General features: G+C 69.9%; 13 protein-coding genes. 4 read left to right on the top strand and 9 right to left on the bottom strand.

Annotated elements, in window-relative coordinates; genetic code table 11:
• Nucleotides 1-31 precede the first annotated feature (31 nt).
• A complete protein-coding gene (locus tag ACUZ2Y_RS24160) occupies nt 32-424 on the bottom strand; it encodes a hypothetical protein (protein ID WP_476322708.1) in 393 nt (130 codons plus the stop codon).
• Between the two features lie 242 nt (nt 425-666).
• On the opposite strand from ACUZ2Y_RS24160, the gene ACUZ2Y_RS24155 reads away from it, so the two are divergent.
• Nucleotides 667-1,671 carry a serine hydrolase gene (locus ACUZ2Y_RS24155; RefSeq protein WP_476322705.1) on the top strand — a complete coding sequence of 335 codons (1,005 nt, stop codon included), beginning with the start codon at nt 667-669 and terminating at the stop codon, nt 1,669-1,671.
• 46 nt (nt 1,672-1,717) lie between these two features.
• On the opposite strand, the gene ACUZ2Y_RS24150 is transcribed toward ACUZ2Y_RS24155, so the two are convergent.
• A complete protein-coding gene (locus ACUZ2Y_RS24150) occupies nt 1,718-3,121 on the bottom strand; it encodes an NAD(P)H-quinone dehydrogenase (protein ID WP_476322702.1) in 1,404 nt (467 codons plus the stop codon).
• A gap of 127 nt (nt 3,122-3,248) precedes the next feature.
• On the opposite strand from ACUZ2Y_RS24150, the gene ACUZ2Y_RS24145 reads away from it, so the two are divergent.
• Both ACUZ2Y_RS24145 and ACUZ2Y_RS24140 read left to right on the top strand, forming a co-directional pair.
• Nucleotides 3,249-3,710, top strand: a complete 462-nt coding sequence (locus ACUZ2Y_RS24145) for a gamma-glutamylcyclotransferase family protein (RefSeq protein ID WP_476322699.1) — start codon at nt 3,249-3,251, stop codon at nt 3,708-3,710.
• A 97-nt stretch (nt 3,711-3,807) separates the two neighbouring features.
• Nucleotides 3,808-4,377, top strand: coding sequence for an AMIN-like domain-containing (lipo)protein (locus tag ACUZ2Y_RS24140; protein ID WP_476322696.1), 570 nt, complete (start codon nt 3,808-3,810; stop codon nt 4,375-4,377).
• Nucleotides 4,378-4,447: 70 nt separating this feature from the next.
• Here the strand turns inward: ACUZ2Y_RS24140 and ACUZ2Y_RS24135 are convergent, their stop codons facing one another.
• The 6 genes from ACUZ2Y_RS24135 to ACUZ2Y_RS24110 all read right to left on the bottom strand — a co-directional run bounded on the left by ACUZ2Y_RS24135 (nt 4,448) and on the right by ACUZ2Y_RS24110 (nt 12,293).
• A complete protein-coding gene (locus tag ACUZ2Y_RS24135) occupies nt 4,448-5,350 on the bottom strand; it encodes an endonuclease domain-containing protein (protein ID WP_476322693.1) in 903 nt (300 codons plus the stop codon).
• Between the two features lie 128 nt (nt 5,351-5,478).
• A complete protein-coding gene (locus tag ACUZ2Y_RS24130) occupies nt 5,479-6,783 on the bottom strand; it encodes a M20 family metallopeptidase (protein WP_476322690.1) in 1,305 nt (434 codons plus the stop codon).
• Between the two features lie 187 nt (nt 6,784-6,970).
• The gene (locus ACUZ2Y_RS24125; RefSeq protein WP_476322687.1) at nt 6,971-7,231 is read right to left on the bottom strand and encodes a hypothetical protein; all 261 of its coding nucleotides are present in this window, start codon (nt 7,229-7,231) and stop codon (nt 6,971-6,973) included.
• Between the two features lie 34 nt (nt 7,232-7,265).
• Complete coding sequence (gene meaB / locus ACUZ2Y_RS24120) at nt 7,266-8,264, bottom strand: methylmalonyl Co-A mutase-associated GTPase MeaB (RefSeq protein WP_476322684.1); 999 nt, start codon at nt 8,262-8,264, stop codon at nt 7,266-7,268.
• Nucleotides 8,257-10,446, bottom strand: coding sequence for a methylmalonyl-CoA mutase (gene scpA, locus ACUZ2Y_RS24115; protein WP_476322681.1), 2,190 nt, complete (start codon nt 10,444-10,446; stop codon nt 8,257-8,259). Before scpA ends, meaB begins: the two co-directional genes overlap by 8 nt.
• Entirely contained in the window at nt 10,443-12,293 is a 1,851-nt protein-coding gene (locus tag ACUZ2Y_RS24110) for a methylmalonyl-CoA mutase family protein (RefSeq protein WP_476322678.1), read from the bottom strand. The genes scpA and ACUZ2Y_RS24110 overlap by 4 nt, the downstream gene beginning before the upstream one ends.
• A 134-nt stretch (nt 12,294-12,427) precedes the next feature.
• On the opposite strand from ACUZ2Y_RS24110, the gene ACUZ2Y_RS24105 reads away from it, so the two are divergent.
• Nucleotides 12,428-14,092 carry a serine/threonine-protein kinase gene (locus ACUZ2Y_RS24105; protein ID WP_476322675.1) on the top strand — a complete coding sequence of 555 codons (1,665 nt, stop codon included), beginning with the start codon at nt 12,428-12,430 and terminating at the stop codon, nt 14,090-14,092.
• Here the strand turns inward: ACUZ2Y_RS24105 and ACUZ2Y_RS24100 are convergent, their stop codons facing one another.
• Nucleotides 14,093-14,722 carry a MerR family transcriptional regulator gene (locus ACUZ2Y_RS24100; protein ID WP_476322673.1) on the bottom strand — a complete coding sequence of 210 codons (630 nt, stop codon included), beginning with the start codon at nt 14,720-14,722 and terminating at the stop codon, nt 14,093-14,095. It abuts the gene before it with no gap.
• Nucleotides 14,723-14,752: the final 30 nt, after the last annotated feature.

Here is a 14,752-nt window from a genome sequence, read left to right as displayed (position 1 = left end):
GCCCAGGTCGGGGTGATCCCGACCTGGGCCCTCATTTCAAGGCGTGCCAGTTCAGCAGGATCAGGACCGTCCGGACGAGCGCGAACACCGGTGGGATCGGTAGCGCGAAACCCCACCAGCACAACGCCCCCGCCGGGAGCAGCGCGAGCGCCAGCACGGCCCCGGCGGTGTGGCCGCCCCACAGCAGCCAGCCCGCTACCCCTTCCAGCACGCAGACCAGCATGAACACGAAGAGCATCACGCCCGAGGCCCGTGGGCCCCAGCGGTCGAACGGGCCGCCGCCGTAGGCCGGGAAGCCCAGCAGGATCGGCACTTCGCGCCCGGTGAGCAGGTTCCTGATCGCCCAGACGCACGGCAGGCCGAAGCCGATGGCGTTGATCCACAACAGGACCGACGCCACCCGGATCGCCACTGACACGCTCACCGCGTCAGTCTCCCGGGATGCGGTGGCGGCACAGTAGGGCCACTCGTCAGCATCGCCGCGCCCGGCGGCTCATGGTTCCGCGGAGGCGCTATCTGCCGATCGCGACCCCAGCCAATCCAGCGATGTTCACCCGTTCTTGCAACCCGGTCGGCGTCGCGATGACGGACGGTGTCAATCTGCGGGCTCAGCTGGGTTCACACCAAAGGCCATGTCGGTAAATCACATTCTGGTTTACTCGGATCATGAACGTCACACGAAGGTCCGCTCTGGGCCTCGGCGCCGTAGTCGGCGCCACCGCACTGGGGGTCGGCGCCACCACACAGGCGTCGGCGAGCACTCCTGCCACGGCGGCGCAGGCCTGCTCCAAGATCAAATCTGCTTATGGCCGCGAGACGACCAAGGCCGCGGGCACCTGGTCGTCCTTCATCACCGTGACCGGGGAGGCCACTCCCGCCGTCGAGGCACGGGCCGACCAGGTCGTCGAGGCGTACAGCGTCAACAAGATCGCTGTCGCCACGGCCGTGCTCGACAAGGTCGACCGGGGTCTGCTGACCCTGGACCAGCGCGTCGATGTCACCGCCGCCATCGTCAGCTACGACGGCGACGGGATCTTCGGCTACGACGGCGCGTACCCCAGCTCGGTCACCCTGGGCCACGTGCTGGCCAACCTGCTGACCGTCTCGGACAACACCGCCGTGCGCCTGTGCGGGCTGGTCGTCCCGGCCGCCGAGCTCAACGAGATCCTGCGCGCCAAGGGTTTTGTGCACACGCAGGTCAAGCCGGTCGCCAACCCCAACCGGTTCTACCTCGGCACCACGACCGCGCGTGAGACCCACACGATGCTGCAGCGGCTCGTCGACGGGACGCTGCTCTCGGCAACGTCGAGCGCCTACGTGCTGAAGCTGCTGCGCTCGCTGACCTCGTTCACCGACGGCATCCGGCTCAACATGAGCTCCGCCGAGCGGGTGCGCGTGGCGACCAAGGCGGGCTGGTTCGCCGACGGCCGCAACGAGGCGGGCATCGTCTTCGACACCGCGGGCAAGGCGGCCATCACGTTCGCCCTGTTCGCCTCCGGGCAGTTCACCGGGGACGCAACGGCGAACAAGGACAACTACAGCGCCACCCACCCGGCGCTGCGGGCCCGTCAGGTCATCGGTCGCACCCTGCTCGACTCGGTGCCCCCGGTCAGCACCCCGAGCGCGCGCACGTTCAGCGTCCCGGAGTACCGGCCGTCCAACGGCGGCTGACGGCGCCTGACCTCGGAATTGACGGTCCGGGCGCCCGCCCGGACCGTCAGTCCAGGTCGTCGTGGCGCATGAGCTGGCGGCCGGCTTCGGTGATGGAACCCGAGAGCGACGGGTACACCGAGAAGGTCAGCGCCAGGTCGTCCACAGTCAGCTGGTTCTGAACCGCGAGCGCGATAGGCAGGATCAGCTCGCTCGCACTCGGCGCCACGATCACGCCGCCGATGACCACACCGGTCGCCGGACGGCAGAACAGCTTCACGAACCCGCGTCGCAGGCCCTCCATCTTGGCCCGGGCGTTGGTGGCCAGCGGCAGCATGACGGTGCGCGCGGGCACCTCGCCGGAGTCGATGGCGTGCTGGCTGATGCCGACGGTCGCGATCTCCGGGTGGGTGAAGACGTTGGCGGCCACGGTCTTGAGCTTGATCGGCGCGACGCCCTCGCCCAGCGCGTGCCACATCGCGATGCGGCCCTGCATGGCCGCGACGGAGGCCAGCATCAGCACGCCGGTGCAGTCACCCGCCGCGTAGACGCCGGGGACGCTGGTGCGCGAGACCCTGTCGACGTTGATGAAGCCGCCGGGACCCAGGTCGATGCCGATCTTGTCCAGGCCGATGTCGCCGGTGTTGGGCACCGAGCCGACGGTCATCAGCGCGTGCGACGCCTCGACGATCTCGCCGCCCTTGAGGTGGACCTTGACGCCGGTGTCGTCGCGCTCGATCTTCTCGGCGCGGGCGTGCTTGACCAGTGTGGTGCCGCGCTCGGAGAACACGTCCTCCAGCACGGCGGCGGCGTCGGCGTCCTCGTGCGGCAGGACGCGGTCGCGGCTGGAGATGACGGTGACCTTGACGCCCATCTCGATGAACGCCGACGCGAACTCGGCACCGGTCACCCCGGAGCCGACGACCACGAGGTGCTCGGGCAGCTCGGGGAGGTCGTAGATCTGCCGCCAGTCGAGGACCCGCTTGCCGTCCGGCTCGGCGCCCGCGATGACCCGCGGGTTCGCGCCGGTGGCGATGAGGACGACGTCGGCGTCGAGCACCTCTTCGGTGCCATCGTTGATGGTCACGGCGACGCGGTGGGCGGCCATGCCAGGGCGGTCGTTGCAGAAGCGGCCGTAGCCGGTCAGCAGGCGCACACCCTCGCGCTGGATGCGGTTGCGGATGTCGGCGGACTGGGCCAGCGCGAGCCCGCGCACCCGGCCGCGCACGACCGGCAGGTTGACCGAGGAGTCGACGTCCTCGACGCCGATCCCCAGCTCGTCGGCGTCGCGAAAGGCCGAGCGGGCGCCCGCGGAGGCGATGAAGGTCTTCGACGGCACGCAGTCGTAGAGGACGCAGGCCCCACCGAGGCCGTCCCGCTCGACCACGGTGACATCGGCGCCGTGCTGGGCCGCGACCAGGGCCGCCTCGTAACCCGCGGGACCTCCACCCATGATCACGATCCGGCTCACGTGCGTCCTCCTCATATGCGCGCTGACGTCCGCGAATACGGTACGCGCGGGACGCAGGTCACATCTGGTCGGATGGAAAAGGCCCGGCTTCGCTGCCGATGATCGGTTGTGTCGCTACGCTGTCGGAGTGCCGCTATACGCCGCTTATGGGTCGAACATGGACCCGGCCCAGATGATGCAGCGAGCCCCGCACTCGCCGATGGCGGGGACCGGTTGGCTGGTGGGATGGCGGCTGACCTTCGGAGGCGAAGACCTCGGTTGGGAAGGCGCCCTGGCCACCATCGTCGAGGACCCGGACTCGCAGGTGTTCGTCGTGCTCTACGACGTCACCGACGACGAGCCGCTGCTCGACCGGTGGGAGGGCTCTGAGCTGGGCCTTCACTCCAAGATCAGGCTGCGGGTGCAGACCCTGGAGGGCTCCGTGCTCGCCTGGCTCTACGTCCTCGACGCCTACGAGGGCGGCCTGCCCTCGGCCCGGTACCTGGGGGTGGTCGCCGACGCGGCCGAAGCCGCCGGCGCACCCGCGGATTACGTCGCCGACCTACGGGTCCGACCATGCGACGGCATCGGTCCGGCAAACGGCGGCTGACCGCAACCAGCGGGTCCGCCACACGTCTTCTCGGATATGACCGAAATCACGGTCAGACGCTCGCCGAACGATTCGGCCGGTGCGAGGAGAGATGGCGATGAAGGCTCGAAGATGGACCAAGCGACTGACCACTCTGGCGGTCACCCTCGGCGCGGCAGCAGCGGTCGCGGCAGTCGGCCCGTCGTCGGCGGCGGCGACTGAGGGCTACTGCGGGATCAGCTGGGGCTCCCTGGCGAAGACCGCGTCACCGACCGAGTCCGCCCCCATGGTGGGCGTGCGCGGCGGCAGGCACTACTGCTGGGACCGGCTGGTCATCGACATCCGCTCCGGCGGCGCCGACGGCTACCGCGTCGAGTACGTCAGCCAGGTCGTCGAAGACGGATCCGGCCACGTCGTGCCCCTGCGTGGCGGCGCCAAGCTGCAGATCATCGCGACCGCGCCGGCGTACGACGACTACGGCAACTCCACGTTCAACCCGGCCAACCGCAACGAACTCGTCAACGTCGCGGGCTGGCAGACCTTCCGCCAGGTCGCGTACGCGGGCAGCTTCGAAGGCCAAACCACCATCGGTCTCGGCGTCCGAGCCCGCCTCCCCTTCCGCGCCTACACCCTCAACAACCCCGACGGCGGCTCCCGCCTGGTAATCGACGTAGCCCACCTCTGGTAACCCGCGAGTCGCCCCTCCAGGCAATCGAGTCGCCCCTACCGGCAAGTGAGTTCAACATTCAGGCACAGAGTTAGGCACAGGCGAATCTCCGGGCCGCAAACGCCACCCGGAGTTCGCTCATGAACCGCGCAGGGACACGTAGATCCGCTGCGGTCACCCTGATCACCAACCAGCCTCGGCGCGCGAGGTCTAGATCGCGGGCCGCGTCCCGCTGCAGCCGACCCTCGTGTGACGCGTATCCGTCGTATTCCAGCGCGATCTTCGGGTCCGGCCAGCCGAAATCCAGTCGATAACGCTCTCGGCCATCGATGTCGAGAATCGGATGCTGTGCGACAGGGACCGGGAGCCCGCCGTCGACAACGGCCAAGAGGAGGGCGCTTTCCGCCGGCGATTCGGGCCTGCCGGTCGCGAGATCCAACAGGGCCCAAGCGCGCCGGCGACCGCGTGAGTCCGCGCGAGTGTCGAGGCGATACCCAATCGCGTCGTGGACACCCTTCCTGTCCTGATCCGACGCCTGCGCCAATGCCTGATCGACACATGCCAGGGCGGTCGCTCGCGGTGCGGAGCACAAGATTTCCGCGATAGCGAAAGGTAGGTCAACCACACGCAGTCCATGGATTCTGCCGACGTCGACGGTGTCGAGCGATCCATTGTGGAACGCGATCCCCGGTCGTTTCCGCGCCCGCCGGTCGTAGCTGGAGAGCACGTGGATCGTGCCTTGATCAGCGGCCGTGCACCCATGCAGCCAGGCTGAGGTATGGCTGGTCAGCACCGTCTCTTCGCCCGCCCACGATAGAGCGGCGGCAGCCCTGGTCGGAAAGTCCAGCGCCCGGCGCCGATCCACGAGGATCGTTCTCGAGAAGGCCGTGAGTTGTCCGGTAGTCAACAACGCCCGGACGGCCGTCAGGCCCATCTCGCGAACGAGGACATCTCGCCGGAACACGCCATGCAGGCCAAATGGGTGATCAATCATGTATCCACTGTGGCCACCCGGCGCGCCGCTGTCAGCACCCCTCGGCCCCGCTGTGGATAACTCCGCCGCGAATGTTGAACTCGCTTGCTGGACGGGGCGACTCGTTTGCCTGGAGGGGCGACTCGCGGTTAGGACAGGGCGGTTAGGGCGGTGTGGGTCATGGTGCGGATGCCGGTTAGGAGGGCGCGTTCGTCCAATTGGAACGTTGGCTGGTGTAGGTCGTGGATGGGGCCTTGGCCGGACCACACGCCTAGGCGCATGAAGGAGCCGGGGACCTTTTCCAGGTACCAGCCGAAGTCTTCGCCGCCGCTGGACTGTTTGGTGCCTGCGAGGGCGTCTTGGCCGAGGGCGGACTCGATGCCCGCGCGGAGGATTTGGGTGCTCTCGCGGTCGTTGATGACCGGGGGGACGCCACGGGTGTGGATCAGCTCGAAGCCGACGCCCGTGGGTGCCAGGAGGGACTCGACCAGGCTGGCCACAATGGGCTCCAGATCGGCCCAGACGTCGTGGTCGCCGGTGCGCAGGGTGCCGCGCAGGACGCCGTCCTGGGGGACCGCGTTGGCCGCCTCACCCGCGTGGACCGCGCCCCAGACCAGGACGGTGCCGGAGCGGGGGTCGATGCGCCGGGACAGCAGGGCAGGCAGGCCGGTGATGACCGTCCCGAGCGCGTGAACCAGGTCGGCCGTCAGGTGCGGGCGCGACGTGTGGCCGCCCGGGGAGGTGAGGCGCAGCTCCAGCAGGTCCGTCGCCGAGGTGATCGCGCCGACGCGGGTGCCGATGCGGCCGACCTCCAGGCGCGGGTCGCAGTGCAGACCGAAGATGCGGTCGACACCGTCGAGGCCGCCCGCCTCGATGACCTCCAGCGCGCCGCCCGGCATGACCTCCTCGGCGGGCTGGAAGATCAACCGGACCCGGCCGGGCAGCTCGGGCGCGGACGCCAGGGCGATGCCGGTGGCCAGCAGGATCGTGGTGTGGGCGTCGTGGCCGCAGGCGTGGCAGACGCCCTGGACCTTGGCCGCGTACGGCAGGCCGGTGGCCTCGGTCATCGGCAGCGCGTCCATGTCGGCGCGCAGCGCCACGCAGCGGTCGCCCTCGCCGACGTCGCAGATCAGGCCGTTGCCCGCCGGGAGCAGCTCGGGCTGCAGGCCGAATGACTTGAGCAGGCCCGCCACCAGCTCGGTGGTCGCGAACTCCTGCCGGGACAGCTCCGGGTGCTCGTGGAGGTGCCGGAACCACGCCAAGACGTCGGACGCGTTGGCGTCGAGCCACTGGTCGAGCCAGGCAGGTCCACGCCCGGCCGCGAGATCCTCCACAGTGGGCATAGTGACCCCACTGGACGTGATCAGCACGGCTGAATCCTCTCCGGAGACGGCGAGGTGTCCGTTTCGACCACCCTCCGACGGGAGTTCTGGTCGCGAGTCCAGCAGAGTCACGCGACCCCTCCGGCTGTCGTTTCGGTTTCCATCTCCTGTCCCATAGTGCATCATCTCCCGCCACGATCCGTTACGGCGACCACATCGCAAGACCGCCGGTAGTGACCATGCGACGAACGGCACACGGTGTTCTGCCGGGCAGTTCGATGATCAAGACGAAGGACCGCCCACCGGCGCTGAGCTGCGGTCATCCCTTCTTGCGCCGCTTGGCCCGCACCCGGTTGCCGTAGATCACGATTCCCAAGAGGACAGCCGCCGACAGCCCGATCACGAGCTTGTTCTTCGAACGTGCCGCATCTTCCTCGGTGGGCGCGGGCTCCAGGGTCGGGCCGGTCGGGGCGACGCTGTCGGTCGGCTGCGCCCAGGGTTCGGCGCCCGCCGTCGGGGCCGCGCCGAGCACGACGAGCGCGCTGAGCAGAAGTCCGAGCAACAGCCTGGTCACCGGCATCCGAGCCCTCCAAAGGTGGGAAGTCGTCACCAGATTAGTCGGACCGCTCACGCTCCGCGAAGGCCGCGAGGATGCGCTCGGCGGCCAGCGTGGCGGTCAGTTCGCCCTCGCGAACCTGTCGTTCCAGGTCCGGGGCCAGCGCGCGCACGGCGGGGTGGTCGTGAAGGCGGCCGAGAAGGGTGTCCTGGACCATCGACCAGGTCCAGTCGACCTGCTGGCGGCGGCGCTTGTCGGCCAGCTCGCCGGACTCCGACAGGGTGCGGTGGTGCAGCTCGATCTGCTGCCAGAGCGTGTCGAGCCCCAGGTTCTCCTGGCCGCTGCACGTCAGCACGGGCGGCGTCCACGCCCCTTCGGGCGCGCGCAGCAGTCGGAGCGCCCCAGCGAGCTCTCGGGCGGCCTTCTGGGCCTCTCGCGCGTGGTCGCCGTCGGCCTTGTTGACCGCGATCACGTCGGCCAGCTCCAGGACGCCCTTCTTGATCCCCTGCAGCTGGTCGCCGGTCCGCGCCAGGGTCAGGAACAGGAAGCAGTCGACCATGTTGGCCACGGTGACCTCGGACTGCCCGACACCGACGGTCTCGACGAGCACGGTGTCGTAGCCGGCCGCCTCCATCAGCACGATGGTCTCGCGGGTCGCCTTGGCCACGCCGCCGAGCGTGCCCGAGGTCGGCGACGGCCGGATGAACGCCGCCGGGTCGACCGCGAGCCGCGACATCCGGGTCTTGTCGCCCAGGATGCTGCCGCCCGTGCGGGTCGACGACGGGTCGACGGCGAGCACCGCGACCCGGTGGCCCGCGGCGGTCAGGTTCGACCCGAGCGCGTCGATGAACGTCGACTTGCCCACGCCGGGGACGCCGGTGATGCCGACCCGGTGCGCCCCGCCCGCGTGTGGCAGCAGCTCGACGAGCAGCTCCTGGGCCAGCGCGCGGTGGTCGGCCCGCTTGGACTCCACCAGCGTGATGGCCCGCGAGAGCAGCCCCCGGTTGCCTGCGAGCACACCCTTGGCGTACTCGCCGACGTCGATTCGTCTACCCAAGCGAGTGCCCGTGCTGCTCGGCGAGCTTGCGCAGCAGTTCGGCGGCCGCGTCGGCGATGACCGTGCCGGGCGGGAAGATCGCCGCCGCACCCGCGGCGCGCAGCTCGTCGAAGTCCTGCGGCGGGATGACGCCGCCGACCACGATCATGATGTCGTCGCGGCCCAGGGCCGCGAGTTCCTCGCGCAGCGCGGGCACCAGGGTGAGGTGACCGGCGGCGAGGGAGTTGACCCCGACGATGTGCACGTCGGCCTCGACGGCCTGGCGCGCGACCTCGTCCGGGGTGGAGAACAGCGGGCCCACGTCGACGTCGAAGCCGAGGTCGGCGAACGCGGTGGCGATCACCTTCTGGCCGCGGTCGTGCCCGTCCTGGCCCATCTTGGCGACCAGGATGCGCGGACGGCGGCCCTCGGCCTCGGCGAACGCGTCAATAACTTCCCGCGCGACGTCCACTCTGTTGTTCTCGGACGACTGGCCGACCTCATCGCGGTACACACCCGAGATCGTACGGATCTGCGCGGAGTGCCGTCCCCAGACCTTGCCCAGCGCCTCGGAGATCTCGCCGACCGTGGCCTTCTTGCGGGCCGCGTCGATGGCGAGTTCCAGCAGGTTGCCGCCACCGTCGGCGGCGTTGGTCAGCGCGTTCAGCGCGCTCTCGACGGCGTCGGAGTCGCGTTCCTCGCGGAGCCTGCGCAGCTTCTCGATCTGCTGCCCGCGCACGCCCTTGTTGTCGACCTTGAGGACGTCGATGTGATCCTCGGTCTCGACCCGGTACTTGTTGACCCCGATCACCGGCTGGCGACCGGAGTCGATGCGGGCCTGGGTGCGCGCCGCGGCTTCCTCGATGCGCAGCTTGGGAATGCCCGCGTCGATGGCCTGCGCCATGCCGCCCGCTGCCTCGACCTCGCTGATGTGGCCCCATGCCTTGCGGGCGAGGTCGTAGGTGAGCCGCTCGATGAACGCGCTGCCGCCCCACGGGTCGATGACCCGGGTGGTGCCGGATTCCTGCTGCAACAGCAGTTGCGTGTTGCGGGCGATGCGCGCGGAGAAGTCGGTGGGCAGCGCCAGCGCCTCGTCGAGGGCATTGGTGTGCAGCGACTGCGTGTGCCCCTGGGTCGCGGCCATCGCCTCGACACAGGTGCGGATCACGTTGTTGTAGACGTCCTGTGCGGTCAGCGACCAACCCGAGGTCTGACAGTGTGTGCGCAGCGAGAGCGACTTCGACAACTTCGGCTCGAAGCCTTTCACCAGTTTCGCCCAGAGCAGGCGGGCCGCCCGCATCTTGGCGACCTCCATGAAGAAGTTCATGCCGATGGCCCAGAAGAACGACAGCCGCGGCGCGAACCGGTCGACGTCCATGCCCGCGTCGCGACCGGCCCGGATGTACTCGACGCCGTCGGCGAGGGTGTAGGCCAGTTCCAGGTCGGCGGTCGCCCCGGCTTCCTGCATGTGGTAGCCGGAGATGGAGATCGAGTTGTACTTCGGCATGTGCTGCGAGGTGTAGCTGAAGATGTCGGAGATGATCCGCATCGACGGCCGCGGCGGGTAGATGTAGGTGTTGCGGACCATGAATTCTTTGAGGATGTCGTTCTGGATGGTCCCGGCGAGTGCTTCCGGCGCCACGCCCTGCTCTTCGGCCGCGACGACGTAGAGCGCGAGAACGGGCAGCACCGCGCCGTTCATCGTCATCGACACGCTCATCTTGTCCAGCGGGATGCCGTCGAAGAGCTGGCGCATGTCGTAGATGGAGTCGATGGCCACGCCCGCCATGCCGACGTCACCGGCCACGCGCGGGTGGTCGGAGTCGTAGCCGCGGTGGGTGGCGAGGTCGAAGGCGACCGACAGTCCTTTTTGGCCTGCCGCGAGGTTGCGGCGGTAGAAGGCGTTGGACTCCTCGGCGGTGGAGAATCCCGCGTACTGGCGGATGGTCCACGGTTGGTTGACGTACATCGTCGGGTACGGGCCGCGCAGGTACGGCGCGATGCCCGGGTACGTGTTGAGGAAGTCGAGGCCTTCGAGGTCCTCGGCCCCGTACACCGGCTTGATGCCGATGCCTTCCGGGGTGTCCCAGGACAGTGCGTCGGCGCCCTTGCCGGTGGCCTCGTGCAGCGCCGCCCGCCAGTCGGCCGCCGACCCCGCGGCGGGACCGCCCAGGTCGATTCCGGAGAAATCGGGGATGCTCATGCCTTGACTCCCAACGTCTCCATGGTAGCTCGCAGAACGGCAGGCGCGTCGCAGCCCGCGAACACAAATTCGTCCACAGTGGACAATTCGGCGTTCGGTTTGCCCGCCAGCAGGACCCGCTGGGCGCCCGCTGATTTCAGGGTCTCGATGACCGCGGCCGCGTCGGCGGCGTAGGCCTTGTCGGTGCCGGCGAGACACGCGATGGTCGCGCCGCTCGCCGCGAACTCCTCGGCCGGTCCGGCGACGGTCTCGATTCCGCCCGCCTGGAACAGGTTGGCGGCAAAGGAAGCCCGCGCGGTGTGCGCGGCCACCGGTCCGAGCGTGGCGAGGAAGATCTTGGGCCGGGCGCCGGTCTCGGCGAGTGTCCGATCGGAACGGTCACGCAGTTCCTCGTATGTCTCGGCATAGTGGATGACCGGCAGGCCGCCGGTCGGCGCGGCAGGCTCCGGGTCGCGCACGATCGGCTTCTCGGCGAGGTTCGGGAACTCGCTGACCCCGGTGATCGCGTCGGTCCGGTTCGCGATGTTGGCCGAGCGAGCCGCCCAGGTGGCGGCGAGCCGGTCGCCGATGACGCCGGTGTCGAGCGCGGCGACGATCCCGCCCGCGCGCTCGATCTCGGTGAAGAAGTCCCACGCGGCGCGGGCCAGGTCGTCGGTGAGCCGCTCCACGAACCAGGAACCGCCCGCCGGGTCGATCACACCGGCCAGTTTGGACTCGTCGAGCAGCACCGACTGGGTGTTGCGGGCGATGCGCCGGGCGAACCCGTCGGGCAGGCCGAGGGCGGCGTCGAACGGGAGCACGGTGACCGAGTCGGCGCCGCCGACGCCCGCGCCGAAGCAGGCGAGCGTGGTGCGCAGCATGTTCACCCACGGGTCGCGCCTGGTGATCATCGCCTGCGAGCTGACCGCGTGCTGGCGCTGCGGCGCTGCGAACCCGGTGACCTCGGCGACGCGCGCCCAGAGTCGGCGGGCGGCGCGGAACTTGGCGATGGTGAGGAACTGGTCGGCCGTGGCGGCGTAGCGGAACTCCAGCTGCGCGGCGGCGGCCTCGACGCCGAGCCCGGCGTCGGTCAGTGCGCGCAGGTAGGCGACACCGGCGGCGATGGACGCGCCCAGTTCCTCGGCGTCGGACCCGCCTGCGTGGTGGAAGGGAAGGCCGTCCACCACGATCGAGCGCAGGGCCGGGTACTCGGCGACGACCTTGACCGCGAGCGCGGCGGCTCCATCGAGGTCGGCGCCGTCCGCGGTGCGGGCGTGGTGGCCAATGGGGTCGGCGCCCAGGTTTCCCTTGACCTCACCGGCGGGGATGCCCTTGTCGGCGTGCACGCGCAGCAGCTCGTCAGCGGCGGCGCGGAAGTCGCCCCCCGCGTCGAGGGTGACCGGCGCGAGGTCGAGGTAGACCTCCCGCAGCACGTCGGCGAGCGCCGAGACGGGGAGCCCGCTGCCGCCGACGGTCAGCCAGAGCGAGGTGACGCCGTTCTCCAGGTCCGCCATCACCGCCTTGCGGGCGGACTCGGGGTCGGGATCGGTGTGGCGCTGGCGCACATCCCACCCGGTCGCGACGTTGCCCTGGGGCTTGCCGCCGCGCACGTATGGCGGCAGACCGGGGAATCCGGCGGGCGGCGGCGCGTCCTCGGCGGTGTAGAGCGGCTCAAGGACGATGCCGTCGTAGGTGGTGGTCGCGAGCAGCGACTCCACGGCGCCGTCGAACTCCTCGGGCAGGGCACCTGACTTGCGGAGCACGCCCGCGACGAGGTCCTGCCACTGCTCGCGGGCGGCGTCGGCGAACTCGCCCGCCAGAACCAAGTCGTCCGGCGCCATGCTCGCCCTCGCAGTGGGGGATGTCATGCCCGGAAATGCTACGGAAACCGAGCGTCAACACCAGGCGAGGACGTTGTGAGGCTAATCGCGATTCACAAACCGTCCGGGGTCTTGCCCGCTTTCGCCACCGCCGAACCGGCGGTTTCGGTGACAATGGCCCAGTGTCCATCCAGGATCCACCGCAGCGCCTGGTCGCAGGCCGATACCGGCTGCGCACGCTGCTCGGGCAAGGGTCCATGGGGACGGTGTGGGAGGCCTACGACGAGCACCTGCACCGCCCGGTCGCGGTGAAGGAGGTCCGTCTCGACCAGGGAATCCCCCAGGGCGAGGCCGATGAGCTGCGGGAACGCACGATGCGCGAGGCCAGGGCCATCGCCGTGGTGTCGCACCCGAACGTCATCACCCTGCACGACGTCGTCCGGGTCGACGGCGAGCCGTTCGTGATCATGGAGTACATGCCCGCGGCCAGCCTGGCGCAGATTTTGCGGGCCAACGGACCGCTCACCGAGACCCAGGCGGCCGTCGTCGGCGACGCGATCGCGGCGGGCCTGCAGGCCGCGCACGAGGCGGGAATCACACACCGAGACGTCAAGCCGGGCAACGTGCTGGTGGGTCTCGACGGCCGGGTCAAGCTCACCGATTTCGGAATCGCGCGCAATGTCTCGGAGAAAACACTCACCCGGACCGGGATCATGCTCGGCTCCCCGGCCTACATCGCCCCCGAGATCGCCTCCGGCGCGGCGGTCAGCCCCCGCGCCGACCTGTGGGGGCTGGGCGCCACGCTCTACGCGGCGGTCGAGGGTCGGGCGCCGTACGACCCCGAGGGCGAGGCGCTCGCCATCGTCTCGGAGGTCGTGCACGGCGAGGTCCCGACGCCGACGATCGACGGCCCGCTGCGGTCGGTGATCGAGGCGCTGATGGTGAAGGACCCGGCCGAGCGGATCTCGCTGAGCGAGGTCCGCGCCCGGCTGCACCCGCTGCAGCCGGTCCCGGGAACCCCGGTGTTCGCCGACCTGAAGACGACAACGCCCGCCCCGACGGAAGCCGCGGCCGTGCCGAGCGACCCGACGGTCGCGATCACGGCCGACCCGGTGTCCTCCCCCAGCGCGCCGCTGGCGTCCACACCTGGTCCGCTGCCCTTCACCGAGCCCGCGCCGACCCGGTCCCGGTGGGGCGCCGTCGCCGCGGGCGTCGCCGCTGTCGTGCTGTTCGCGGCCGCGGCGGGCGGCGGGTTCGCGCTGACCCGGTACGTCGGCGGCGAGCCCATCGGCCCGCGGACCCAGACCCAGACGTCGCAGGCCTCGGCTCCAGTTCGGGATGTCGAGGTGCGCACGGCGGACGCCGCCACCCTCGCGGGCGAGCAGGGCGGCAGCTTCTCCATCCCCGTCCCCTCCGACTGGGTCAAGTTCGTCGAACAGCGCACGGAGAAGACGCTGACCAACAGCACCCGGGTGCACTGGGTGGCCCCGGACGGCACGTCGGAGCTGGTGGTGGAGCGGTTCCCGAACTACTACCCCGACCACCGGATCGACAAGTACCTCAAGGCCCTGGCGACCCGCGCGCCCGGATACCGGCTGGTGGGCACCTCCGAGCTGGCGGCGGGTTCGCCCGAATCGTCGCTGCAGCTGACTTACCGGACGGTGGACGTGGCCGACGACGCGACCGGGCCGGTGACGGCGGACCTCAACCGGGCGACGTTCGCGAATCTGCTGCCCTCGGGGTCGGACCTGTGGGTGGTCAGTTTGACGGTGCCGATCGAGCAGGAGGACAGCGGCAAGCGTGGGCTGTTCACCCGCACTGTCGCGGAGTTTCGCGCGACCGGCTGATCACTCGGCCGGATCTTCGGGGCGGTAGCGGCTGTGGGACTCGGCGGTCTGGGCCAGTTTGCGCAATGCGGCCAACGCACTGTCGCCGAGGACGGTGCCGACGACGACGCTTTCCAAGACGCGGTCGATGCCGGTGAAGTTCTCCACGTAGTCCAGATCGACCCGCGCGATCACCTCGCACGCCTCGGCGTACTGACGCATCCCGGCGATGAGCTGTGGGTGGTCGATCTCGCGGGCCGCTGTGTAGACCATCGCGAGCGAGCGGGCGGCTGGGTGTTCCCGGGTGCAGGTCCACCCCATCTCCTCGATGAGCGCGACGACCTCGTCCAGCGCGCCTTCGTCGACCTCCTCGGGCGCCTGGGTCAGCCCCTTCGACACCGCCCCCATCAGCGCGTCGAGGTCGTCGGTCGGGGAGTCGACGGTGGCGAGGATGTCGCGGACCGCCGCCACGGACAGGCCGCCGAGGTCGACCATGGCCCGGACGAGCCGCAGCCTGCGGACGTGGCTGTCGTCGTACTGGGCCTGGTTGGGGCGGGTGCGCTCACCCGGCGGCAGCATGCCTTCGCGCAGGTAGAACTTGATTGTCGGCACGGCCACGCCGCTGCGCCTGCTCAGTTCCGCGATCCGCACCGCATCTCCTTCCGAGATTTTCCTTGCCAT

The sequence above is a fragment of the Actinokineospora sp. UV203 genome (genome assembly GCF_056323665.1).
The sequence above is the reverse complement of the archived record's forward strand: the minus strand, read 5'-3'. Positions and strand labels throughout refer to the sequence as shown.